A 24,100-nucleotide genomic window follows, 5' to 3' on the forward strand; every position below is an offset into this window, starting at 1 on the left:
GCCTCCTGGGCGCCACGGTGCACTGCAGCTCGAAAGATGCTGCCGTGCAGAAGATTCGGGACTAGTCGTCCTTGTCGGACTTCTTGTCGTCGTCGTCGTCGTCGTCGTCCTCGTCGGAGTCCTTGTCCGACTTGTTGTCCGACTTCTTGTCCGACTTCTCGTCGTCGGAATCCTTGTCGTCGTCGGAGTCCTTGTCGGACTTCTTGTCGTCGTCCTTCTCGTCGTCGTCAGAATCCGACGACGAGGACGCCACGAGTTCGAGGACCGCCCAGTGACTCGGCGACAGCAGCACTGACCACTTGCCCTCTTCGCGGCCGAGCTTCAGAACACCCTCGTCGAGTTCCCAGACGGTGTCGTCGTCGTGCGTGGATTCCTGCCCGTCGGAGTATGTGAGTTTGAAAGCCATGCCGCTGTGTGCCCCCACCGCAGCGGTGTTAATCCCGTATTTCCAGCCGATGTCGGCGCGAGATCAGGTCAGCGGGGCGCGTGGGCCAGGAAGGTGTGCACGATGTTGCGCTGCCAGCCCGACACCGTCAGGCTCCGCACATCGACGAAACCGTTGCGCTGCAAGCGTTCCCGAAACCCAGCGGCTCCGTCGAAGTCGTTGACGCTGGTACGCAGGTAGCGGTAGAGCCCGGCATCGCCCGACCGGATCTTGCCGCTGGGAATGATGATGGCCGCACAGACCAGGTTCCACGTCACCCGGGCGACAGCGGAATCGCGCACGGAGTACTCGTGCGCGGCGAAGACGCCGCCGGGGGTCAACAGGCCACGCAGGGTCTGCAGCACCGGATCGGGGTCGGGCAGGTTCCGCACCAGGTACGCGGCCAAGATGCCGTCGAACGGTCCGGTCACTCCGGCCTCGGCCAGACCTTCGGCGCGGCTGTGTACGAACCTCACCGAATCCGGCCACTGTTTGGCTCGCGCCTGCGCCAGCATTCCGGCCGACCCGTCGACGCCGATGATCTCCGCGTGGGGCGCCGCGTCCAGCAGCGCGGCCGTCGATGCGCCGGTACCGCAGCCGATGTCGAGCAACCGCAGCCCGCGGCCCTGATCCGGCAGAGCCATGCGCTGCGCCGACAACCGAAGGTGGTCGTGATACCCCGGGTTCGAATCGACGAGGACGTCGTAGGCGTCCGCCCCGGCGTCGAAGGCGTCGGGAACGTCGTAGGCGCCGCGTGTCATCAGCCGAACTCTACCCACCGCGACTCACAGCTTCGCGATCACGTTCTCGGCGAACATCTCCAGATTGCGGACCTTGGTGTCGAGCGGCTCGGTGTCCGGCCCGGTGATGTAGGGAATCCGAAAACCGACGATCACGTCGGTGATGCCCTTGTCCTCGAGCCGTTTCACGCCGTCGAGTGTGTACGCGTCGATCGAGATGACATGGATCTGGTAGTCGTCGTTGTCGGCACTGCCCTCCTCCTCGCGGAAGCGGGCGAGCTTGGCCAGCAGGGCGTCGAGTTCCTCCGGGTCGCCTCCGCCGTGCATCCAGCCGTCGTTGCGTGCGGCCCGGCGCAGTGCCGCGTCGGCGTGCCCACCGATGAGGATCGGCACGGGACGCGACGGCGCCGGGGTCATCTTCGTCTTGGGGATGTCGTAGAACTCCCCGTGGAACTCGAAGTACTCGCCCGAGGTCAAGCCCCGGATGATCTCGATGCATTCGTCCATCCGCTTGCCGCGACGGGCGAACGGCACACCCATCAGCTCGTAGTCCTCCGGCCAGGGGCTGGTGCCCACGCCGAGGCCCAACCGGTTGTCGAACAGTGCGGCCAGCGACCCGGCCTGCTTGGCGACCAGCGCCGGCGGCCGGATCGGCAGCTTGAGCACGAAGTGATTGAAGTGCAGCGTGGTCGTCACGGCGCACAGCGCAGCGGTGAGGACGAACGACTCGATGAAGGCTTTCCCGTCGAGGAACTCGCGGCTGCCGTCCGGGGTGTACGGGTAGGTCGAATCCGACTCGAACGGATACGCGACGCTGTCGGGGATCGTCATCGCGTGATAGCCCGCCGCTTCGGCCGCCTTGGCCAGCGGGATGTAGTACGTCGGGTCGGTCATCGCTTCTGCAAAGGTGAACCGCACATCGCCTCCTGGTCGTCGCTGACCGCATATTAGAACGTGTTCTAGATAGTGCGGGCGGCAACGGTCTTACAGGATGGGGACGTCGACGTCGGTGCTTGCCAACGCGAACGGGGGAGCGCCGGAGCCCACGACCGTGATCCCGCCCTGCGGGGTCCGTTCCGTCAGTCGTGCCCGAACCGGTTCGCCGTCGGCCGCGATGTCCACGTCGGCAGGAAGCCTGACATCAAACTCTGCGAAAAGCGTTCCGCGCCAATGAAAAAGGCCGTCGATCGGATCGAGTTGCCCGGTGAGCCGCACTCGCGCCCGGACCTCGTGTCCGTCGACGGACACGGTCGCGGCCCCGTCGTACACGGCGTCGTCCAGATCGTCGGGCAGGTCGTCGGGGCACGTGCGCTGAACCTCGAACGCCGACGGGATCTTCGCACCGACTGCGCGCCAGTACCGTCCGCCGCGGTGCTCCCCGGCTCGACGTCGCTGACTGAAGATGCGCTGGGAGGCGAGACGGACCTCGATCCGCGATGCACCGGTGCGGTCGAGGTGGTCCAGGCATTTGGCGATGTAGCTCTTCTGCGCGGCGGTGTCGGGTCCCGACAGTAGGAAGTAGTTGGGCACCCCGGCGACTGCCACCCCGAGATAGGGGATGAGGCCGTCCGGCTGTGCCGCGGCGCCTGCCGGGAGCGTGCCGTCGGTCGCGATCAGGATGCGCGCCGAACGGTCACCCACCTGCCAGGTGTGCGTCCCCTCGTCGAACTCGGCGGCGACGGACCCGCTCACGTACATGACCGTCTCGGTCACAGGAACCCGCTGCGCTGCCACGCGCGACGGGCCAGCGGCCCCATCAGGCCGACCTCGGTGAGGAACGCCGCGAGCGGCGCGAAGCCCGTGACCTGCACCTCTCGGCGGTGCGGGCTGCTGCGTGCGATCCGCCTCGCCTCTGCGGCGTCGAGCCCCACGCGTGAGTACTGGACTCGGTTGGTGAACAGATGCCGGAAGAACAGCCCGCCGGCGCCGTTGATGTTGCTGACCCACATGCGCGAGAGCCGGCCGAGCTGGGGTGCGCGCTTGCGCAGACCGTCGCGGGCGAACTGGATGTGGCGCGCCTCCTCGGTGACGTGGATGCGCATCAGGCGCTGGACGAGCGGTTGCAACTCGGGATCGTCCATCATCTGCCGTTGCAGGGAATCGAAGATCTCTTCACCGACGAGGGCGGCCACCCACAGCAGCGAGCCCTGGAAGGCAAACGGCAGCATGTTGACGATCACGCGCTGATACAGCTTGGGCCGCACCGGTTTTGCGCCGATGCGCTCTATCGCCTTGCCGAACATGACCATGTGGCGGGTCTCGTCGCCCAGCTCGGTGAGCTCGTAATGGGTGGCACGCGCGGTCGGATCCTGATGCATCATCTTCCGGAGAAGGGCCTGATTCAGAATGTTCTCGAACCAGATGCCCGCCGAGAGCGTGTTCGCCAGCTCCTGCCGTGACAGTTCGATCTGCTCTTCGCGAGACATGCTGTCCCACAACGAGGTTCCATACAGGGAGACCACTTTGGGAGGCAGGAAGAACTTGTCCGGCTCCAGTGGGGCCTCCCAGTCGATGTCGACGACGGGGGCGTAGGACTTCTTGACCGAGCCCTTGAGGAGGCGGTCGGCGAATCCGTCGCGCGTCGTGGTGCTGCGCTGGGCGGCTGGAGCTGTCATCGTCGACGTCCCTTCGTCCGTGGTGATCACGACGGTAGGGAGCGGTACGCCACCATGTCAATACCCGCGGTACCGCATACCTTCGGTACTGCCCCGGGTCGGCGCCGACGGGGCATGATGACAACTGTGACGTCGTTCCTGCTGCGTGCAGCGCTCACTGGGGTGGCGCTGTGGGTGGTCACTCTGGTTGTCCCGGGAATCGCCTTCGTCGGGGGCGACTCGACCGCGGCGCGGGTCGGCATCATCTTCGTGGTGGCCGTCATCTTCGGGCTGGTCAACGCCGTCATCAAGCCGATCGTGCAGATCATCTCGATCCCGCTCTACATCCTCACGCTCGGCCTCATCCACGTCGTGATCAACGCGCTGATGCTCTGGATCACCTCGTCGATCACCGAGCACACCACCCACTGGGGTCTGTTCATCGACGATTTCTGGTGGACCGCGATCTGGGCGGCGATCGTGCTCTCGATCGTGAGCTGGGTGCTGTCGCTCCTCGTGAAGGCAGACTGAACACATGCCCGAACTGCCCGAGATCGAAGCCCTCGCCGACCACCTGCGCCGGCACGCGGTCGGGCAGATCGTGCGCCGTGTCGACGTCGCCGCCCTGTCGGTGCTCAAGACGTTCGATCCGCCACTGTCCGCGCTGCACGGTCAGGAGGTGACCGGCGCGAACCGCTGGGGAAAGTACCTGGGGCTGCAGGCTGGCGACCTACACCTCATCACTCATCTATCGCGTGCCGGCTGGTTGCGCTGGTCTGACAAGCTGTCGCCGACACCGCTGAAGCCGGGCAAGGGGCCGATCGCGCTACGGGTGCACCTCGGGGACGAGGGCCTGGGCTTCGACCTGACCGAGGCCGGCACGCAGAAGCGACTCGCCGTGTGGTTGACGACCGATCCGATGGCTGTGCCGCAGATCGCGTCGCTGGGACCCGATGCGTTGGCGCTGACCGTCGACGGGCTGGCCGACGTGCTGCGCGGCAATTCCGGGCGTATCAAGACCGTCATCACCGACCAGAAGGTGATCGCCGGGATCGGCAATGCCTACAGCGACGAGATCCTCCACGTGGCCAAACTGTCGCCGTTCGCGACCGCCAACAAGCTCACCGAGGCGCAGCTCGCCGCACTGCACGACGCGATGATCTCGGTGCTCACCGACGCGGTGACCCGCTCGGTCGGTCAGCAGGCCGCCACGCTCAAGGGTGAGAAGAGGTCCGGGTTGCGGGTGCATGCGCGGACCGGCATGCCGTGTCCGGTCTGCGGCGACACGGTGCGCGAGGTGTCGTTCGCCGACAAGTCGTTCCAATACTGCCCGACATGTCAGACCGGTGGCAAGGTGCTCGCCGACCGGCGAATGTCGCGCCTGCTGAAATAGCGCGGGCGCCACCCCGCGGCCCGCGGGTCCTCGATTTCGGCGCAGTTGTCTAACTCGGTTATCCTGCCGGAATGACTCGGCAGAAGATCCTGATCACCGGCGCGAGCTCCGGCCTGGGTGCCGGAATGGCCCGCCAGTTCGCCGCCAAGGGCCGCGACCTCGCGCTGTGCGCCCGTCGGCTGGACAACCTCGACGAACTGCGGACCGAGATCACGACCCGCTACCCCGGGGTCAAGGTCGCCGTCGCAGCGCTGGACGTCAACGACCACGACCAGGTGCCCAAGGTCTTCGCCGAACTCGCCGAGGAACTCGGCGGCATCGACTGCGTGATCGTCAACGCCGGCATCGGCAAGGGCTATCCGCTCGGTGGCGGCAAGCTGTGGGCAAACAAGGCCACTCTTGAGACGAATCTCGTTGCGGCCCTTGTGCAGATCGAAACCGCTATGGAGATGTTCAAGGCCGCAGGCAAAGGCCATCTCGTCCTCGTCTCCTCCGTGCTCGGCAACGTCGGGGTGCCCGGCCACAAGGCCGCCTACGCGGCCAGCAAGGCAGGCGTCACCTCGCTGGGAGAGTCGCTGCGCGCGGAGTACCCGTCGGGACCCATCAAGATCACGGTGCTCGAGCCCGGGTACATCGAGTCCGAGATGACCGCGAAGTCCAACTCCACGATGCTGATGGTCGACAACGAAACCGGCGTCAAAGCGATGGTGGACGCCATCGAGAAGGAGAAGGGCCGCGCCGTCGTGCCGGGCTGGCCGTGGTGGCCGCTGGTCGAGGTCATGAAGCTGCTGCCGCCGAAGTACACGAAGCGCTTCGCCTGAACCCACAGGAACGCGTGCTTTCATCGTCGGATGCGCAATCTTGACCGCCGCAGCCTGATGGTGATGTCCGGGATCGGCCTGCTCGGTGCCACCCTGCCGATGTCGACCGGTCGAGCCGCACCGCCGCCGGCCCCGGCAAAGTACCTGTTCGAAGACCACTTCGACGGCCCCGCGGGTTCTGCACCCGACCGGTCGAAGTGGGAGATCGCCACCGCGCGCGAATCCATGGAGGACCCGACGTACTGGGAGCAGCCCGGCAATGTCGGCCAGTACCGGGACGACCGTCGCAATGTCTACCTCGACGGCAACTCCAACCTGGTGTTCCATGCCGCCAAGGACGGCGACACCTACTACAGCGGCAAGATCTTCGGCACCTTCCGCGGCGGCATCGGCCACAACTGGGAAGCCCGCATCAAGCTGAACTGCCTGACCCCCGGCTGCTGGCCCGCGTGGTACCTCGCCAACAACAACCCCGTCAACGGCGGCGAGGTCGACATCATGGAGTGGTACGGCAACGGCAGCTGGGCACCGGGAACGGCCGTGCACGCCAAACTCAACGGCGGCGAGCACGTCAGCCAGACGATCTCCGTCGACAGCGCGTGGCACACCTGGCGGGTGCAGTGGGACGACGCCGGCATGCGGTTCTGGCGGGACTACACCGACGGCGCCGCACCGTATTTCGACGTGCCGGCGCATGCGCTGCCCGACTGGCAATTCAACGAGCCCGGCTACCAGCTGTTCCCGATCCTCGACCTGGCCGTCGCGGGCTCGGGCGGCGGCGACCCGCGCGGCGGCAGCTATCCGGCCGAGATGCTGATCGACTACGTCCGCGTCTGGTGAGTGATTTCGGCGTGCTCGTCGTCGCTGAGCGACGACAACCACGCCGAAATCACGCCGAGCGGCCTCGCTCCGCTCGGTAGTGCCGCACCAGGGCATCGGTCGACGAATCCGACTGCGCCGCAGGAGAATCGACCTCGGTCAGCACCGGCAACAGCGCTTTGGCCTGGGTCTTCCCCAGCTCCACACCCCACTGGTCGAACGAGTCGATTCCCCACACCACGCCCTCGGTGAACACCTGATGCTCGTAGAGCGCGATCAACTGGCCGACCACCGACGGGGTCAGCTTGGTCGCCAGAATCGAGGTGCTCGGCCGATTACCCGGCATCACCTTGTGCGGCACCACATTCGACGCCGTGCCCTCGCCGGCGATCTCCTCGGCCGTCTTGCCGAACGCCAGCACCTGGGTCTGGGCGAAGAAGTTGCTCATCAACAGGTCGTGCATGCTGCCGGTGCCGTCGGCGGTCGGCAGATCGTCGGTGGGCTCGCTGAATCCGATGAAGTCGGCCGGGATCAGCCGGGTGCCCTGGTGGATCAGCTGGTAGAAGGCGTGCTGGCCGTTGGTGCCGGGTTCGCCCCAGAAGATCTCGCCCGTGCTCGTCGTCACCGGTGACCCGTCGGCGCGCACCGACTTGCCGTTCGATTCCATCGTCAGCTGCTGCAGATACGCCGCGAACCGAGACAGATCATTCGAATACGGCAGCACCGCACGGGTTTCCGCGCCGAAGAAGTTGTTGTACCAGAGCCCGATCAGCCCCAGCAGCGCCGGCGCGTTGGCCTCCAGCGGGGCGGTGCGGAAGTGCTCGTCGACGAGGTGGAACCCGGCCAAGAACTCGGCGAACCGCTCCTTGCCGATCACCGCCATCACGGAGAGACCGATGGCGCTGTCGACCGAATACCGGCCACCCACCCAGTCCCAGAACCCGAACATGTTGGCGGTGTCGATGCCGAACTCGTCGACCAGCTTCGCGTTCGTCGACACCGCGACGAAGTGCTTGCTCACCGCGTCATCACCCAGCGCGTCGGTCAGCCAGCGCCGCGCGGCCGTCGCATTGGTCAGCGTCTCCAGCGTCGAGAACGTCTTCGACGCGACGATGAAAAGCGTTGCCGCCGGGTCGAGTCCGTCGAGCTTGGCGACGAGATCGGCGGGATCGACGTTCGACACGAAGCGCGCCGAGACGCCCGCGTCGGCGTAGTGCCGCAACGCCTGGTACACCATGACCGGACCCAGGTCCGAGCCGCCGATACCGATGTTGACCACCGTGGTGATGCGCTCACCCGTCGCGCCGAGCCACTCGCCGCTGCGCAGCCGGTCGGTGAAGTCACCCATCCGGTCGAGCACCTCGTGCACGTCGGTCACCACGTCCTGGCCGTCGACCGTCAGCTCGCCACCACGCGGCAACCGCAGCGCGGTGTGCAGGACGGCGCGGTCCTCCGAGGTGTTGATGTGCTCCCCGGAGAACATGGCGTCGCGCCGCTCCGGCAACCCGGCTCCGCGCGCCAGATCCAGCAGCAGGCTCAGCGTTTCGCGGGTCACGCGGTGCTTGCTGTAGTCGATGTACATGTCGCCGACGGTCAGCGTCAGCTCCGTTCCCCGACCCGGGTCGTCGGCGAAGAGCTGACGCAGATCGGTGCCGCTGATCTGTTCGTGGTGCCGGGACAGTGCCTGCCATGCCGGCGTGGCCGTGATGTCGGAAGAGCCCATGAAAAGAACCCTAGTGCGGTCCGCTTGACCGAGGGTCGATGATGGGGCCATGGATTCTTCGTCTGTTTCCGCCCTGTTGAACTCTGTTCCCACCGGTCTCTGGATCGGTGGTGAGGAGCGGCAGGGTTCGTCGACGTTCGACGTGCTCGACCCCAGCGACGATCAGGTGATCACCAAGGTGGCCGACGCCACCCCCGACGACGCGCGTGCCGCACTCGACGCCGCGTGTGCGGTGCAGGGTGAATGGGCGGCGACGGCGCCGCGCAAGCGTGGCGAGATCCTGCGGTCGGTGTTCGAGACCATCACCGATCGCGCCGACGACATCGCGGCGCTGATGACGCTCGAGATGGGCAAGGTGGTCGCCGAGAGCAAGGGTGAGGTCACTTACGGCGCGGAGTTCTTCCGCTGGTTCGCCGAAGAGGCGGTCCGCATCGACGGCCGGTACACCGCGAGTCCGGCCGGCACCGGCCGCATCCTGGTGACCAAACAGGCCGTCGGCCCCTGCTACGCGATCACGCCGTGGAACTTCCCGCTGGCCATGGGCACGCGAAAGATGGGGCCTGCCTTTGCTGCCGGCTGCACGATGATCGTCAAGCCGGCGCAGGAGACCCCGCTGACCATGCTGCTGCTGGCCAAGCTGATGGACGAGGCCGGCCTGCCCAAGGGCGTGCTGTCGATCCTGCCCACCAGCAATCCCGGCGGCGTCACCGAGGCGCTGATCAACGACGGCCGGCTGCGCAAGCTGACGTTCACCGGCTCCACCGGTGTCGGCAAGGCGTTGGTCAAGCAGTCCGCGGACAAGCTGCTGCGGACGTCGATGGAACTGGGCGGCAACGCGCCGTTCATCGTGTTCGACGACGCCGACGTCGACGCCGCGGTCGACGGGGCGGTACTGGCCAAGATGCGCAACGGTGGCGAAGCCTGCACCGCGGCCAACCGGTTCCACGTCGCCAACGCGGTGCGCGAGGAGTTCACCGAGAAGCTGGTCAAGCGGATGAGCGAGTTCACCCTCGGCAAGGGACTCGATTCCTCGTCGACGCTGGGCCCGCTGATCAACGCCAAGCAGGTCGCCACGGTCACCGAGCTCGTGTCCGACGCGGTCTCCCGCGGCGCGACAGTCGCCGTCGGCGGCGTCGCGCCGGGCGGCCCCGGCAACTTCTACCCCGCCACGGTGCTGACCGACGTGCCGGCAGACGCGCGCATCCTCAAAGAGGAGGTCTTCGGGCCTGTCGCCCCCATCACCGGGTTCGACACCGAGGACGAAGGGGTGGCCGCGGCCAACAACACCGAGTACGGGTTGGCCGCCTACGTGTACACACAGTCGCTGGATCGCGCCCTGCGGGTGGCCGAGGGTATCGAGTCCGGCATGGTCGGCGTCAACCGCGGGGTGATCTCGGATGCGGCCGCGCCGTTCGGCGGGGTCAAGGAATCCGGGTTCGGCCGGGAAGGCGGCAGTGAGGGCATCGAGGAGTACCTCGACACGAAATACATTGCGCTGACGAAGTAGCGCGCGCCTTCCGGATTCCGCGTCCGATCCTCCCTAGGCTTCCTTGTTCGAAGGCAAGGAGGGCCGCAGGAGTTGACTGCCGTGAGCGCGGCGCCGATCCGGGTGGGCCCACGCCGCTATGTCGGTTCGGGCCAGGGGATACCGGCGCTCGACGGGGTGCGCGCCATCGCGGTCGGCTTGGTGCTCGCCGACCACGGCGGAGTGCCGGGGCTGCCGGGCGGATTCCTCGGCGTCGACGTGTTCTTCGTCCTCAGCGGATTCCTCATCACGTCGCTGCTGATCGACGAGACCACCCGAACCGGGCGGATCGGGCTCCGCGGATTCTGGGTGCGACGCGCACGCCGGCTGCTGCCCGCGCTCGTGGTGATGGTGCTGGCCGTCGTGGCCGCGCGCGATCTGTTCGCCCCGGAGTCGGTAGCCGGCCTGCGTGAGGACGCGGTCGCTGCGCTGTTCTGGATGTCGAACTGGATGTTCGTCGCGCAGCAGACGGACTACTTCTCCACCGGCGCGCCGCCGTCACCGTTGCAGCACACCTGGTCGCTCGGCGTCGAGGAGCAGTACTACCTGCTGTGGCCGCTGCTGATCGCCGGGATCGTCGCGGCGCTGGGCGCGATCGCCTACCGACGCGGTGTCGCGGTCACCGCGACGATGGTCCGCACCGCGGTGTTCGTCGTCGCCGCGCTCGGCGTCCTCGGCTCCGCGGCCGCGTCGGTCGCACTGGCGTCCGACGATGCGCTTCATCGCGTCTACTTCGGGACCGACACCCGTATGCAGGCCCTGCTCGTCGGCGCCGCCGCGGCCGCGCTGGTGGTGCGTGACTGGCGGGGAATGACCGCCGGCCTGGTGACGCTGCGCTCCCGGTGGACCCGCTGGCTGGCCTGGCTGCTCCCTGTCGTCGGGCTGCTCGTGCTGGCGACGGCGGCGCATCTGGCCGTCGGGACGGCCGCCGAGTTCCGGGGCGGACTGCTGATCGTCGTCGCCGTGGCCGCCGTGCTGGTGATCGCCCCGGTGGCGCTGGATCAGACGAGCCCGGCAGCGCGCATGCTGTCGATGGGCCCGCTGGTGGGCCTCGGCGCCATCTCCTACGGCGTGTACCTGTGGCACTGGCCGATCTTCCTGCTGCTCAACGGTGAACGCACCGGGTCCGAGGGCTGGAAGCTGTTCGCGCTCCGCTGCGCGGCGACCGTGGCCGTGGCCGCGGTCTCGTGGTGGTTGATCGAGCAGCCCATCCGGGATTGGCGTCCGACGTTCGTCCCGATGCTGCGGCTGTCGGCGGCGACGGCCGCCACCGCGGCGGTCGTGGCGATGACCGTGCTCCCCTCCGGTGTGCCCTTTCCCAAGCCGGGCGCCGGCCCGCTGATCGATTCCGCCGCTCTCGTCGCTCCCGAGGTGCCGGTGGCGGTCACCCAGCCGGTGCGCCAGCGGGCTCCGGGGGACGTGCGGGTGGCGGTCTTCGGTGACTCGGTCGCGTGGACGATCATGCGGTACCTGCCCGATACCCCAGGCGTCGACTTCGCCGACTTCACCACGATCGGCTGCGGCATCGCGCGCGGTGGGCCGTATGAGTACGTGGGCCAGGAACTGCCTCAGAAACCCGAGTGCGATTCTTGGCCGGCGCGGTGGGCCCAGCGCATCGGCTACGAAAAGCCGGACGTGGTTGTGCTGATGGTCGGCCGGTGGGAGGTGGTCGACCGGATGAACGAGGGCCGCTGGACCCACATCGGCGAGCCCGGCTACGACGCCTACCTCCGCGGCGAGCTCACCCGCGCGCTGGACATCCTGGGCTCGACCGGTGCCCGGATCGTCGTCACGACCGAGCCGTACAACCGGCGCGCGGAGAAAGCCGACGGCAGCCTCTACCCCGAGGATCAGCCCAAGCGTGTCGACGCGTGGAACAGTCTGCTGCGCAACGTCACCGACGCGCGCCCCAACGTCACGGTGCTCGACCTGAACCGCAAGCTCAGCCCCAACGGCTACTACCAGGCCAAGGTCAACGGGATGGTGGTGCGTGCCGACGGTGTGCACCCCACACCCGAAGCCGTCGAGTGGCTGACGCCCTGGCTGCTCGACGCGGTCAAGCCACGGTGATTTCGGCGTGCCTGTCGTCGCTCAGCGACGGCAATCACGCCGAAATCGCAGGGAGTCAGTGGCCGAGGCGGCCGCGGCCCAGCCTCAGCAGCAGCATCGCGAGGTTCTTGCCCTCCGCGCCCAGCACGCTGTAGCGCTCGATGACCTTCATCTCCCGGCTGTGCACCAGGCGGGTGCCGCCGGATGCCATCCGGGCCTTGCCGATCATCTGCGAGACCTCGGTGCGCCGCTGCACGGCCTCGAGGATCGTCGCGTCAAGGCGGTCGATTTCCTGGCGCAGGTCGTCGATGTCGGGCATGTGGGCGGTGTCCGTCCCAGAATCAATCGTCATGTCGTTCTCCGGATTCTCGTCGTGTGGCTGGTCTGGTCTCATCCGGTTCCGGGCCTCACACAACAGACGAGCCCCGGGTCCGGAAGCGGACCGCGGGGCTCTGGGAAGCAGCTAGACCACGGGCACCGCTGGCCGGTACCCGTAGAAAAATCGTCGCTGCTGACAAAGCACTCAACGAGTGTGCCACTACCTGCCGCGCCTGCGCAAAGAGTGTCACCGTCCGGCGGTAAGTTTGGAACAGTATGACTTCAATTTCTCCGGCAACGGGCACCGATGAGCTCCTCGACGGGCTCAATCCCCAGCAGCGCCAGGCCGTTCTCCACGAGGGCACGCCGCTGCTCATCGTCGCCGGAGCAGGCTCCGGGAAGACCGCGGTGCTCACCCGTCGCATCGCCTACCTGCTCGCGGCGCGTGAGGTCGGCGTCGGCCAGGTCCTCGCGATCACGTTCACCAACAAGGCCGCCGCCGAGATGCGGGAGCGCGTCGCCCAGCTCGTCGGTCCGCGCGCCCGCAACATGTGGGTGTCCACGTTCCACTCGACGTGCGTGCGCATCCTGCGCAACCAGGCGTCGCTGCTACCCGGGCTGAACTCGAACTTCTCGATCTACGACGCCGACGACTCGCGCCGTCTGCTGTTGATGATCGGCAAGGACATGGGTCTGGACACCAAGAAGTTCTCGCCGCGGCTGCTGTCCAACGGCATCTCGAACCTGAAGAACGAGCTGATCGGTCCCGAGCAAGCCGCCGCCGAGGCCTCCGAAGCCGCTGAAGACCTGGCCCGCATCATCGCCGAGGTGTACGCCGAGTACCAGCGCCGGCTGCGTGCGGCCAACGCGCTCGACTTCGACGACCTGATCGGCGAGACGGTCGCCGTTCTGCAGTCGTTCCCGCAGATCGCGCAGTACTACCGGCGCCGGTTCCGGCACATCCTCGTCGACGAGTACCAGGACACCAACCACGCGCAGTACGTGCTGGTGCGTGAGCTCGTCGGAACGGAAGCGTCGCACGACGATCCCGCCGCCGTGGCGCCTGCGGAACTCTGCGTCGTCGGCGATGCCGACCAGTCGATCTACGCATTCCGCGGTGCGACGATCCGCAACATCGAGGACTTCGAGCGCGACTATCCCAGTGCCACAACGATTCTGCTCGAACAGAACTATCGCTCCACGCAGACGATCCTCAACGCCGCCAACGCCGTCATCGCGCGCAATGCCGGTCGACGGGACAAGCGACTGTGGACCGACGCCGGCGAAGGGGAGCTCATCGTCGGCTACGTCGCCGACAACGAGCACGACGAGGCCCGGTTCGTCGCGCAGGAGATCGACGCACTCGCCGACAGCGAAGCTGAGTTTTCCTACAACGACGTCGCGGTGTTCTACCGCACCAACAACTCCTCCCGCGCCCTCGAAGAGGTGTTCATCCGCGCCGGCATCCCGTACAAGGTCGTCGGCGGAGTGCGCTTCTACGAGCGTCGGGAGATCCGCGACATCGTCGCCTACCTGCGGGTGCTCGACAACCCTGGCGACTCGGTCAGCATGCGGCGCATCCTCAACACCCCCCGCCGCGGCATCGGCGACCGCGCGGAGGCGTGTGTGGCGGTGCATGCCGAGAACACCGGCTCGAGCTTCAGCGACGCGCTCGTGGCCGCCGCCGAGGGCAAGGTGCCGATGCTCAACACTCGCGCGGAGAAGGCGATCGCCGGGTTCGTCGAGATGCTCGACGAGCTGCGGGGCGGGCTCGACGGGGAGCTCGGCGAGCTGGTCGAGTCGGTGCTCGACCGAACCGGCTACCGCGCCGAGCTCGAAGCCTCCACCGATCCGCAGGATCTGGCCAGGCTCGACAACCTCAACGAATTGGTCAGCGTCGCACACGAATTCAGCATCGACCAGGCCAACGCCCGAGCCCTGGCGGCGGAAGACGGAGCGGAGCCGCAGGACGAGGACGTCCCCGACACCGGGGTGCTGGCTTCGTTCCTCGAGCGCGTGTCGCTGGTGGCCGATGCCGACGACATCCCCGAGCACGGGTCAGGCGTGGTCACGATGATGACGCTGCACACCGCCAAGGGCCTGGAATTCCCGGTGGTGTTCGTGACCGGGTGGGAGGACGGCATGTTCCCGCACATGCGGGCCCTCGGTGATCCCATCGAGCTCTCCGAGGAACGCCGGCTGGCCTACGTCGGCATCACCCGGGCCCGCCAGCGTCTCTACCTCACCCGGGCGAAGGTTCGCTCGTCGTGGGGCCAGCCGATGCTCAACCCGGAATCGCGTTTCTTGAGGGAGATTCCGCAGGAGCTGATCAACTGGCGCCGGGTCGAGGCGCCGACGTCGCACTTCTCGGCGCCGGTGAGTGGGGCAGGCCGGTTCGGTACGCCGCGTCCGTCGCCCGCGCGCTCGTCGGCCGGTAAGCGGCCGCTGCTGGTGCTCGAGCCCGGGGATCGCGTCACGCACGACAAGTACGGGCTCGGTCGCGTGGAGGAGGTCTCGGGCATGGGGGAGTCGGCGATGTCGCTGATCGACTTCGGCAGTGCCGGGCGCGTCAAGCTGATGCACAACCACGCGCCGGTCAGCAAGCTCTAACCGGAGCGGCCCCAGCGCGCCGTCTCCGGCAGCAGCGCCAGCACGATCGACGCCACCGGAAGCACCGGGATGCCGTAGACGAGGGCGGGCAGCGCCGCGCCCGCGACGAACAGGCCCGCGAAGATCAGTAGCGCGATCGCTGCGCCGACGATCACCAGCAGCCTGCCCATCCTGCGCCGCAGCAGCAGCGCGATCAGCCCGCCGATGGTGGCCCCGGCAGAGATCGCGGCGAGGAAGCCGATGGCGACGCAGAACAGCGGGTCGGTCGCCGACCAGCCAGAGATCAGGTTGGTCGCGATGACGGCGGTGGCCCACCCGGACAGGATGCTGACGACGGCGGTCGCGATCGCCGATCGGGCGGGTACGCGCGGCGCGTGCGGGGGGCCGACGGCGACGGGCTGAGCGCGGGGTATGAAGCCGGTTGCGGGCTCTGCCGCGGCGGGGAACTCGCCGGTGGGCTGACGCCGAAGGATCGAGGTGGCGGGTTCGGCGGACGTGGAGAACGGCTGCGACGGCAGCGGTTGCGAACCTGTAGTCAGCGGAGCCCGGCGCAGAATCCGGGTGTCCGCATCATCCGGCGAGGTGCCGGGGTGCTCGGGTTGATCGCCTGCGTCGCTGGCCACTCAGCCAACGTAGCTGCCCGGGGACAGTCCACGCTTGGCCAACCACCCGACGGGGTCGATGCGGTTGGTGCCGTCGAGAAGTACTTCGAAGTGCAGGTGGGGTCCGGTGGAGTTGCCCCGGTTGCCCATCGTGGCGATCTGATCGCCTGCCATGACACGCTGCCCCACGCTGACCAGCCACGTGTTGATGTGCCCGTACAACGTGACCGTGCCGTCGGAGTGCTTGAGCTTGACCCACGCGCCGTAGCCGGCGGTCGGACCGACGTCGATGACGACACCGTCGGCGGCCGCGACGATCGGCGTGCCGATGCTGTTCGCGATGTCGATGCCGCCGTGCAGCACACCCCAGCGGAAGCCGAACCCGGACGTCCACACCCCGCGCGTCGGCATCACGAACTGCGGACGGGCCAGGCGTGCCTCACGCTCGGCGCGCTCCTGCGCGAACGCGGCGGCCTTGGTGATCTCTTCGGCATGGATGGCGGAGTTTGCTGCGGGGGCGACGGTGACGATCTGCATCCCGTCGACCGAGCCGGTGATGACGCCGGGGCCGCCCATCGTGGTCGAGTCGGATGCGAGCACGGTCTCTGCAGGTTGCTTCTCGGCAGCCGTGGTGACGCTGTACGCGCCCGCGGCGGTGGCGCCGACGGCCATGGCCGCGACCATCAACCGGCCCTTGACGGGAACCTCGGGTTTGCGGTGCTGGCCCGTGCGGCCGCGCATGTCGATGACGTCGGTGGTGGCGGTGCCGTCGCTGCGGTCGGTGTGGCTGTCGCGGTATGCGCGCGAGCGCGGGGTGCTGGTGGCGGAACGGAATTCGGCCGGTACGAGGCGCAGCGGTTGGAGATCGTCGGTGTCGAGCAGATCGTCGAGTTCGGGAGCGTGGATGACCTGTGTGTCGCGGTCGAACACGTCATCGGCCGGGCTGTCGAGATCGTGCAGCTCGCCCAGGGCGCCGAACTCGTTGAACGGGATGATGTCAGTGACTTCGGTGGCTTCAGGTGCCGCGAGGGCCTCGGAGAAGCGAGGCGATCGATGCTGAGCCAACCTCAGACGTCCTTAATCTCTCGTGAACCGTCGTGACCAAAGCGTTATCTAGACCACAGGACGTTAACCAAAATCCAATGCGAGTGCCAACCCGTGACTGTAGTCGACCCGAGAATGTGACCTGAATCACGATTGAGGGGTCGGTGAGATCGACCACATGACAGGCAGGCGATGTCAACTTCGGAATGCCGGGTCGATACAGTCCCCTACGGAGCCCGTCGGGCACACATTCACCCGCCGCCGACAGACAGGGATGGTCTGAGAGTCCATGGACCTCTTCGAGTACCAAGCGAAAGAACTCTTCGCCAAGCACAACGTTCCCACCACGCCCGGCCGCGTCACCGACAGCGCCGAAGACGCAAAGGCCATCGCCGAGGAGATCGGTAAGCCGGTCATGGTCAAGGCGCAGGTCAAGGTCGGTGGCCGCGGTAAGGCCGGCGGCGTGAAGTACGCCGCGACGCCGGACGACGCCTTCACCCACGCTCAGAACATCCTCGGTCTGGACATCAAGGGTCACGTCGTCAAGAAGCTGTTGGTGGCCGAGGCCAGCGACATCGCCGAGGAGTACTACATCTCCTTCCTGCTCGACCGCTCCAACCGCACCTACCTGGCCATGTGCTCCGTCGAGGGCGGCATGGAGATCGAAGAGGTCGCTGCCACCAAGCCGGATCGCCTCGCCAAGGTCCCCGTCGACGCCGTCAAGGGTGTCGACCTGGCCTTCGCGCGCGAGATCGCCGAGAAGGGCCACCTGCCCGCCGAGGTGCTCGACGCCGCGGCCGTGACCATCCAGAAGCTCTGGGAGGTGTTCATCGGCGAGGACGCCACCCTGGTGGAGGTCAACCCGCTGGTGCGTACCCCTGACGATCAGATCCTGGCGCTGGACGGCAAGGTCACCCTCGACGCCAACGCCGACTTCCGGCAGCCCGGCCACGCCGAATTCGAGGACAAGGACGCCACCGATCCCCTCGAGCTCAAGGCCAAGGAGAACGACCTCAACTACGTCAAGCTCGACGGTGAGGTCGGCATCATCGGCAACGGCGCGGGTCTGGTCATGTCGACCCTCGACGTCGTCGCCTACGCCGGTGAGAAGCACGGCAACGTCAAGCCCGCCAACTTCCTCGACATCGGTGGCGGCGCCTCGGCCGAGGTGATGGCCAACGGGCTCGACGTCATCCTGGGCGACAGCCAGGTCAAGAGCGTTTTCGTCAACGTGTTCGGCGGCATCACCGCCTGCGACGCGGTTGCCAACGGAATCGTCAAGGCCCTGGAGATCCTCGGCGACGAGGCGAACAAGCCGCTCGTCGTGCGTTTGGACGGCAACAACGTCGAGGAGGGCCGGCGGATTCTCGCCGAGGCCAACCACCCCCTGGTCATCCAGGCCGAGACCATGGACGCCGGCGCCGACAAGGCCGCCGAGCTGGCGAACAAGTAAGGGACACAAACGATGTCGATCTTTTTGAACAAGGACAGCAAGGTCATCGTCCAGGGCATCACCGGCGGTGAGGGCACCAAGCACACCAAGCTGATGCTCAAGGCAGGCACCCAGGTCGTCGGCGGCGTCAACGCGCGCAAGGCGGGCACCACCGTCTCGCACCAGGACAAGGACGGCAACGACATCGAGCTGCCGGTGTTCGGTTCGGTGGCCGAGGCGATGAAGGAGACCGGCGCCGACGTGTCGATCGCCTTCGTGCCGCCGGCCTTCTCCAAAGACGCGATCATCGAGGCCATCGACGCCGAGATCCCGCTGCTGGTGGTCATCACCGAGGGAATCCCGGTGCAGGACAGCGCTTACGCGTGGGCCTACAACGTCGAGAAGGGTGAGAAGACCCGCATCATCGGCCCGAACTGCCCCGGCATCATCACCCCGGGCGAGTCGCTGGTCGGCATCACGCCGAACAACATCACCGGCAAGGGCCCGATCGGTCTGGTGTCGAAGTCCGGCACGCTGACCTACCAGATGATGTACGAGCTGCGCGATCTCGGCTTCTCCACCGCCATCGGCATCGGCGGCGACCCGGTCATCGGCACCACCCACATCGACGCCATCGAGGCGTTCGAGAAGGACCCCGAGACCAAGCTCATCGTCATGATCGGCGAGATCGGCGGCGACGCCGAGGAGAAGGCCGGCGAATACATCAAGGCCAACGTCACCAAGCCGGTGGTCGGATACGTCGCAGGCTTCACCGCCCCCGAGGGCAAGACGATGGGCCACGCGGGCGCCATCGTCTCCGACGGTGCGGGCACTGCGCAGGGCAAGAAGGAGGCCCTGGAGGCCGCTGGTGTCAAGGTCGGCAAGACGCCGTCCGAGACCGCCAAGCTGGCCCGGGAGATCTTCGAAACCCTGTAACTCAGGCACGGTCGAGACTGCGGTCAGATCGCCTCTTCTTCGGAGCCGGCGATCTGGCCGCAGTCTCGTTTATGGCACGGTCATCAGCGCGAGTAGGTCGAACACCACGGTGGCCGCGGCGATCGAGGTGATCTCGGCGTGGTCGTAGGCGGGGGACACCTCGACGACGTCGGCGCCGACGAGGTTGAGTCCGTACAGGTTTCGCAGCATACGGAGCAGTTCGCGGGCGGTGAGACCACCGGACTCCGGCGTGCCGGTGCCCGGTGCGAAGGCGGGATCCAGGACATCGATGTCGATAGACAGGTAGACGGGGACGTCTCCGACGCGGCGCTTGACCGCGTCGACGGCCGCGTCGACGCCCATCACGTCGAGATCGCCTGCGCGGATCGTGCGAAATCCCATCCGGGCGTCCTCGTTGAGGTCGACGCGGTCGTACAGCGGCCCGCGGATGCCGACGTGGATCGAATGATCGGGGACCAGCAGTCCCTCCTCGAACGCGCGGCGGAAGATCGTGCCGTGAGTGACCGGGGCGTCGAAGTAGGTGTCCCAGGTGTCGAGATGCGCGTCGAAGTGGACCAGCGCCAGCGGACCGTGCACAGCGTGCAAGGCCCGCAGAGCCGGCAGCGCGATCGTGTGGTCACCACCGATCGCCACCACCCTGCGCTCCCGCTCGCCGATCACCTCGCGCATGTGCCGCTGGATCTGCAGGCAGGCTTCGGCGATGTCGTAGGGCGTCACGGTGATGTCGCCCGCGTCGACGATCTGCACCGCCTGCAGCGGCGTGACTCCCAGTTCGACGTGGAAGCCGGGCCGCAGCGTGCGCGCGGCCTGCCTGACGGCCATCGGACCGAATCGGGCGCCCGGCCGATAGGAGGTTCCGCCGTCGAAAGGCACGCCCAGCACGGCGATCCCGTAGTCGTCGACTTCACCGATGTCGGCGATTCGGGCGAACGTGGATTTGCCGGCGTAGCGGGGCACCACCGTCGAGGGGATGGCCCCCAGCGGCGGGTGCCCGGCATCCGAGCGGGGCGGGTTCACCGGTGCCGGGTCGTGCGGACGTCGACGTCGGGGAACGCGGGCACCTCGAAGCGGGTGTGCAGGTACGTCTCGGTGCATGCCTGCTGCGCGTGTGCGGCGATCTCGCCCAGCGTGGTCACCCACATGCCGTCCATGCCCGTGACGTTCTCGATGAGACGTTCCAGCGCAACGGCTTTGGAGGGCCGTCCGGAGATGAACGGGTGGTTGGTGAGGACGAAGCAGCCCCCGTCGAGGTGGTGGGCCTCCGCCTCGAGGGTCCACATCTCGAGAACCTTGGCGGGACTCTCGATGACGCCGCTTCCGGTCACGCCGGGGTAGAAGGCGTACTGTTCCCAGTCGTCGAGGGCCCAGTCGACGGGAATCTCGATGAGGGTCTCGGCGGAGTCCGGTGCGACGGCGAACCGGTAGGGCTTGTCGCCGTCGAGAAGGCTGGAATCGTAGAGGAATCCGCGGTCGGCGAGCAGCGCCGGCGTGTGCCAGTTCGTCTCCCACCACGGGGCGCGATATCCGAGCGGGCGGATGCCGGCCACCCGTTCGAGGGCGTCGAGACCACGGTCGAGGTAGCGTCCTTCGGTGGCGGCGTCGATGCCCTGCATGGGTTCGTGCAGATAGCCGTGATGGCCTATCTCGTGTCCGGCGTCGATGATCGCCCGCACCGTGTCGGGGTAACAGTCCGCGGTGAAACCCGGCACGAAGAATGTGGCCCGGACGTCGTGGCGGGCCAGCAGCCGCAGGAGCCGCGGCACGGCGACCCGGGGCCCGTAGGACTGGTGACTCATCAGCGACATGCGGTTCGCCGCACTCGGATCATGGGCCAGCACACAGGATTCGGCGTCGACGTCGAAAGTGAACGCGGCCGCGGCGCGATAACCCTCGGGCCAGCGCAGGTCGTCCAGTCGAGTGGTGGTGGGACTGCTCACGGGGCGGTTCCTTCGGCGGTGCGGACGGGCGACTGGGCGGCGGCGTCGGAGTTGCGCCGGTGCGCGCGAGGGCCGAGCACCGCGTACAGTCCACCCGCCACCAGGCCGCCTGCCAACCACGACAGGTCCAGTCCGTGCATCGCCCGGGATCCGAAGCCCTGCATGACGGGCAGGGCGCCGTACATGAACATCCAGGTGCCGACGATGCCGGCCACGAAGCAAGCCATGGTCGTCCAGTTGACGTCGGGCAGGCGGCGGGAGCCGACGGGGTCGAACAGCCGCTGCGCGTCCAAGCTGCCGCGTTCGATCACGAAGTAGTGGACGAGCATGATTCCCGCCCAGCTGGCGATCCAGGCCACGATCGCACCGAGCCAGGTACTCAGCACCGTGGCGAGGCTGGACTGGAAGACGAAGAAGATGACGACGACGAGCGCGAAGATGCCGACGAGCAGGTTCAATCTGCGCCGGGACAGCTTCACGTCGAGTGCCTGCGTGGCGACCGAGAAGGTGTAGATGTTGAGGATGTTGGTGGCGATCGGGCCGTGGATCACCAGGAACAGCACCGGCAGCGCCAGCGATCCGAAGTTCGAGACGATCAGTTCCCCGGGATCGACCTCACCGTTGGTGGTGGCGAGGCTGGCCCCGAGCACGCCGAGCCACACCACGGGGATGAACTGGCCCAGGGTGCTCGCGAGGTAGAGCTTGCGCGGCGGCACCGTGGTGCTGACGAACCGCGAGTAGTCGCACGCGTAGGTGAACCATGTGATGCCCCAACCGATTCCGATGACCGTCATCACCGCCGACATCGCCGCGATCCGCTCGGTCCCCTCGAGGACATTGCCCGCGGGTCCGGCATAGGACCAGTTGATGTCGAGGTGGAACCAGGCGACGACCGACATCAGGATCAGCACGGCCAGGGTGGGCGGCACCGTCCAGCGCTCGAAGGTCGCGATGGCGCGATAGCCGAGCCACGCGATCGTGACCTGGATGGCCATGATCAACGCTGCGACGGCGACCTTGGCCGCGATGTTCGGCGCGTCGGGATCGACGAGGTGGAGCTGGCCGAGCAGCGCCATGACCAGATCCAGGATGATCCAGGTGTTGACGGCGCACCACCCGATCGCCAGGACGGCCTGGATGGCGGCCGGTACGTAGGCGCCGCGCCGGCCGAAGGCGGCACGCGAGAGCACCATCCCGGTGACGCCGGTGCGCTGCCCCATCAGCACGAAGACCCCGAACAGTGCCATGCCGACGACGTTGCCGCCGATCAACGCGATCAGTGTGTCTCGCAGCCCCAATCCGAGTCCGATGCCCAGCGCGCCGAGCACCCAGTTGATCGGGGCGATGTTTGCGCCGGCCCAGATCCAGAACTGCCCGGAGACGCGCGAGGTGCGGACTGCTTCGGGAATCGGCTGCAGCACGTCTTCGATCCGGTGGATGTCAGCGGATCCGGGGACGTCGGCGCTCGATACCTCGGACTCGACGGACACGGGGTGGTCTGTGCTCATGGACGTTCCTTCGGGTGTCGGCGACCCAACCGGTGACTAGTTGCGTCTAATGCAACGACGATGCACTGGTCCGGAATCTAATGTGAGCCGCGGCACCTGTCAACAGGAGCGCGAAGGTGGTGCTCGGCAGCTCAAAGGCGGCCCTGAGCATTGTTTACATGCTTTTTACACGTCGGACGAAATGTTGTTGGCGCACTGCCACACGGTGCAATCTGTTGACATAAACGCAACACCGTTGCACCCTATGCACAGACCTGTTCACGTCTCGTCGAGCTCACCCCCGGAAGGAACACCGATGAACCTCGAGCGCCTGAAGCGAATCCCCAACGGTGACAGGGTCACCCCGACGTTCACCGCCGCGGAGATGGAGGCGCGCCTGACGACTCTGCGCAAGCAGATGGCCGACGACGGTCTGGCCGCCGTGGTGTTCACCAGCTACCACAACATCAACTACTACTCGGACTTCCTCTACACGGCATTCGGCCGGCCGTATGCACTGGTGGTGACGGAGGAGAGCGCGACGACCGTATCGGCCAACATCGACGCCGGTATGCCGTGGCGGCGTACGTTCGGCGACAACCTCGTCTACACCGACTGGCGGCGAGACAATTTCGAGTACGGCGTGGCACAGGTGCTCGCCGAGCACAGCATCACCGAGGGCAGGCTCGGCGTCGAGAACGACCACATCAACCCCGACCTGCTGGCGCGGATCACGGGCGCGCTGCCCGGGATGCAGGCCGTCGACGTCGCCGCGGCGACCATGCGACTGCGGATGATCAAGTCGGCCGAGGAGATCGAGCTCATCAAGCACGGCGCCCGGATCGCCGATCTCGGTGGTGCCGCGGTGCGCGAGGCGATCGCCGAGGGGGTGCCCGAGTACGAGGTCGCGATCGCGGGATCGAACGCGATGATCCGCGAGATCGCGCGCACCTTCCCGCATGCCGAGTTGCGCGACACCTGGGTGTGGTTCCAATCCGGGATCAACACCGACGGCGCACACAACTGGGCGACCAGTCGTACCGTCGGCCGCGGAGACATCCTGTCGCTCAACTGTTTTCCGATGATCGCGGGCTATTACACCGCGCTCGAACGCACCCTGTTCTACGGTCAGCCTTCGGCAGAGCATCTGCGCTTGTGGGAGGTGAACGTCGCCGTGCATCGGCGCGGCCTCGAGTTGATCAAACCCGGTGCCGTCTGCAAGGACATCTGTGCCGAACTCAACGAGATCTACGAGGCCGAAGGCCTGATGCCGAACCGCACATTCGGGTACGGCCACTCGTTCGGGGTGCTGTCGCACTACTACGGTCGGGAAGCGGGTCTGGAACTGCGCGAGGACATCGACACCGTGCTCGAGCCCGGCATGGTGGTCTCGATGGAGCCGATGATCATGATTCCCGAAGGCCTTCCCGGTGCCGGCGGCTACCGCGAACACGACATTCTCGTGATCGGGGAGGACGGCGCGGAGAACATCACGAAGTTCCCCTTCGGCCCCGAGCACAACATCGTCGACGCGTGAGTGCCGTGCCGGGTCCCGGCCAGCCTGGGCCCGGCCGCCGCGTCGGTCACAATGACACGGACACCGGGCGACTATCGGGGATGACGGC

21 protein-coding genes and 2 pseudogenes are annotated in these 24,100 nt (G+C 67.0%); 11 read left to right on the forward strand and 12 right to left on the reverse strand.

The features are described from left to right. Positions 1–61: 61 nt before the first annotated feature. From PGN37_RS08890 to PGN37_RS08910, 5 genes and pseudogenes are all read right to left on the reverse strand, one after another. On the reverse strand, positions 62–406 hold the full coding sequence (locus tag PGN37_RS08890; protein WP_335330666.1) for a hypothetical protein: 345 nt from the start codon (positions 404–406) through the stop codon (positions 62–64). 68 nt (positions 407–474) lie between these two features. Then, a complete protein-coding gene (locus PGN37_RS08895) occupies positions 475–1,185 on the reverse strand; it encodes a class I SAM-dependent DNA methyltransferase (RefSeq protein ID WP_335330667.1) in 711 nt (236 codons plus the stop codon). Positions 1,186–1,209: 24 nt separating this feature from the next. Beyond that, entirely contained in the window at positions 1,210–2,082 is an 873-nt protein-coding gene (locus PGN37_RS08900) for an LLM class flavin-dependent oxidoreductase (protein ID WP_335330668.1), read from the reverse strand. A gap of 66 nt (positions 2,083–2,148) precedes the next feature. Beyond that, on the reverse strand, positions 2,149–2,856 hold the full coding sequence (locus PGN37_RS08905; protein ID WP_335330669.1) for a DUF4873 domain-containing protein: 708 nt from the start codon (positions 2,854–2,856) through the stop codon (positions 2,149–2,151). 20 nt (positions 2,857–2,876) lie between these two features. Then, positions 2,877–3,779 (reverse strand): annotated as a pseudogene (locus PGN37_RS08910) (AurF N-oxygenase family protein); the annotation flags it as partial. Between the two features lie 126 nt (positions 3,780–3,905). Between PGN37_RS08910 and PGN37_RS08915 the strand changes: the two are divergent. From PGN37_RS08915 to PGN37_RS08935, 5 genes and pseudogenes are all read left to right on the forward strand, one after another. Continuing rightward, on the forward strand, positions 3,906–4,289 hold the full coding sequence (locus PGN37_RS08915; protein ID WP_335330670.1) for a phage holin family protein: 384 nt from the start codon (positions 3,906–3,908) through the stop codon (positions 4,287–4,289). A 4-nt stretch (positions 4,290–4,293) separates the two neighbouring features. Continuing rightward, positions 4,294–4,539 (forward strand): annotated as a pseudogene (locus PGN37_RS08920) (DNA-formamidopyrimidine glycosylase family protein); the annotation flags it as partial. Between the two features lie 138 nt (positions 4,540–4,677). Beyond that, positions 4,678–5,151, forward strand: a complete 474-nt coding sequence (locus tag PGN37_RS08925) for a zinc finger domain-containing protein (RefSeq protein ID WP_335330764.1) — start codon at positions 4,678–4,680, stop codon at positions 5,149–5,151. A gap of 71 nt (positions 5,152–5,222) precedes the next feature. Then, positions 5,223–5,972: an SDR family oxidoreductase gene (locus PGN37_RS08930; RefSeq protein WP_335330671.1), complete on the forward strand. Its 750-nt coding sequence runs from the start codon at positions 5,223–5,225 to the stop codon at positions 5,970–5,972. 30 nt (positions 5,973–6,002) lie between these two features. Continuing rightward, positions 6,003–6,812, forward strand: coding sequence for a glycoside hydrolase family 16 protein (locus PGN37_RS08935; protein ID WP_335330672.1), 810 nt, complete (start codon positions 6,003–6,005; stop codon positions 6,810–6,812). A 49-nt stretch (positions 6,813–6,861) separates the two neighbouring features. On the opposite strand, the gene pgi is transcribed toward PGN37_RS08935, so the two are convergent. Then, positions 6,862–8,514 carry a glucose-6-phosphate isomerase gene (gene pgi / locus PGN37_RS08940; protein WP_335330673.1) on the reverse strand — a complete coding sequence of 551 codons (1,653 nt, stop codon included), beginning with the start codon at positions 8,512–8,514 and terminating at the stop codon, positions 6,862–6,864. 49 nt (positions 8,515–8,563) lie between these two features. Here pgi and PGN37_RS08945 point away from each other — a divergent pair, with 49 nt between their 5' ends. Continuing rightward, complete coding sequence (locus tag PGN37_RS08945; protein ID WP_335330674.1) at positions 8,564–10,021, forward strand: NAD-dependent succinate-semialdehyde dehydrogenase; 1,458 nt, start codon at positions 8,564–8,566, stop codon at positions 10,019–10,021. A gap of 72 nt (positions 10,022–10,093) precedes the next feature. Further along, positions 10,094–12,109, forward strand: coding sequence for an acyltransferase family protein (locus PGN37_RS08950; RefSeq protein WP_335330675.1), 2,016 nt, complete (start codon positions 10,094–10,096; stop codon positions 12,107–12,109). Positions 12,110–12,164: 55 nt separating this feature from the next. Here PGN37_RS08950 and PGN37_RS08955 read toward each other — a convergent pair whose 3' ends face one another. After that, entirely contained in the window at positions 12,165–12,482 is a 318-nt protein-coding gene (locus PGN37_RS08955) for a chorismate mutase (RefSeq protein WP_335330676.1), read from the reverse strand. 200 nt (positions 12,483–12,682) lie between these two features. Between PGN37_RS08955 and pcrA the strand changes: the two genes are divergently transcribed. Next, on the forward strand, positions 12,683–15,016 hold the full coding sequence (pcrA, locus tag PGN37_RS08960; RefSeq protein WP_335330677.1) for a DNA helicase PcrA: 2,334 nt from the start codon (positions 12,683–12,685) through the stop codon (positions 15,014–15,016). Here pcrA and PGN37_RS08965 read toward each other — a convergent pair. Both PGN37_RS08965 and PGN37_RS08970 read right to left on the reverse strand, forming a co-directional pair. Next, positions 15,013–15,639, reverse strand: a complete 627-nt coding sequence (locus PGN37_RS08965) for a hypothetical protein (protein WP_335330678.1) — start codon at positions 15,637–15,639, stop codon at positions 15,013–15,015. The genes pcrA and PGN37_RS08965 overlap by 4 nt on opposite strands. Continuing rightward, positions 15,640–16,683 carry a M23 family metallopeptidase gene (locus tag PGN37_RS08970; RefSeq protein WP_335330679.1) on the reverse strand — a complete coding sequence of 348 codons (1,044 nt, stop codon included), beginning with the start codon at positions 16,681–16,683 and terminating at the stop codon, positions 15,640–15,642. A gap of 268 nt (positions 16,684–16,951) precedes the next feature. Here PGN37_RS08970 and sucC point away from each other — a divergent pair, with 268 nt between their 5' ends. Together sucC and sucD are read left to right on the forward strand one after the other, a co-directional pair. Next, complete coding sequence (sucC, locus tag PGN37_RS08975) at positions 16,952–18,115, forward strand: ADP-forming succinate--CoA ligase subunit beta (protein ID WP_335330680.1); 1,164 nt, start codon at positions 16,952–16,954, stop codon at positions 18,113–18,115. A 12-nt stretch (positions 18,116–18,127) separates the two neighbouring features. Next, positions 18,128–19,030, forward strand: coding sequence for a succinate--CoA ligase subunit alpha (sucD, locus tag PGN37_RS08980; protein WP_335330681.1), 903 nt, complete (start codon positions 18,128–18,130; stop codon positions 19,028–19,030). Between the two features lie 69 nt (positions 19,031–19,099). On the opposite strand, the gene speB is transcribed toward sucD, so the two are convergent. The 3 genes from speB to PGN37_RS08995 are packed head-to-tail and all read right to left on the reverse strand — an operon-like array spanning position 19,100 to position 22,496. After that, complete coding sequence (speB, locus tag PGN37_RS08985; protein WP_335330682.1) at positions 19,100–20,068, reverse strand: agmatinase; 969 nt, start codon at positions 20,066–20,068, stop codon at positions 19,100–19,102. Beyond that, positions 20,065–20,988 (reverse strand): polysaccharide deacetylase family protein, encoded by a 924-nt coding sequence (locus PGN37_RS08990; RefSeq protein WP_335330683.1) that lies wholly within the window; start codon positions 20,986–20,988, stop codon positions 20,065–20,067. The genes speB and PGN37_RS08990 overlap by 4 nt, the downstream gene beginning before the upstream one ends. Continuing rightward, a complete protein-coding gene (locus tag PGN37_RS08995; RefSeq protein WP_335330684.1) occupies positions 20,985–22,496 on the reverse strand; it encodes a purine-cytosine permease family protein in 1,512 nt (503 codons plus the stop codon). Before PGN37_RS08995 ends, PGN37_RS08990 begins: the two co-directional genes overlap by 4 nt. Before the next feature lie 295 nt (positions 22,497–22,791). Here PGN37_RS08995 and PGN37_RS09000 point away from each other — a divergent pair, with 295 nt between their 5' ends. After that, positions 22,792–24,012 (forward strand): M24 family metallopeptidase, encoded by a 1,221-nt coding sequence (locus PGN37_RS09000; protein WP_335330685.1) that lies wholly within the window; start codon positions 22,792–22,794, stop codon positions 24,010–24,012. The last annotated feature ends 88 nt before the right edge of the window (positions 24,013–24,100 follow it).

Source organism: Mycobacterium kyogaense, assembly GCF_036946525.1.
GTDB classification, from domain to species: Bacteria; Actinomycetota; Actinomycetes; order Mycobacteriales; family Mycobacteriaceae; genus Mycobacterium; species Mycobacterium kyogaense_A.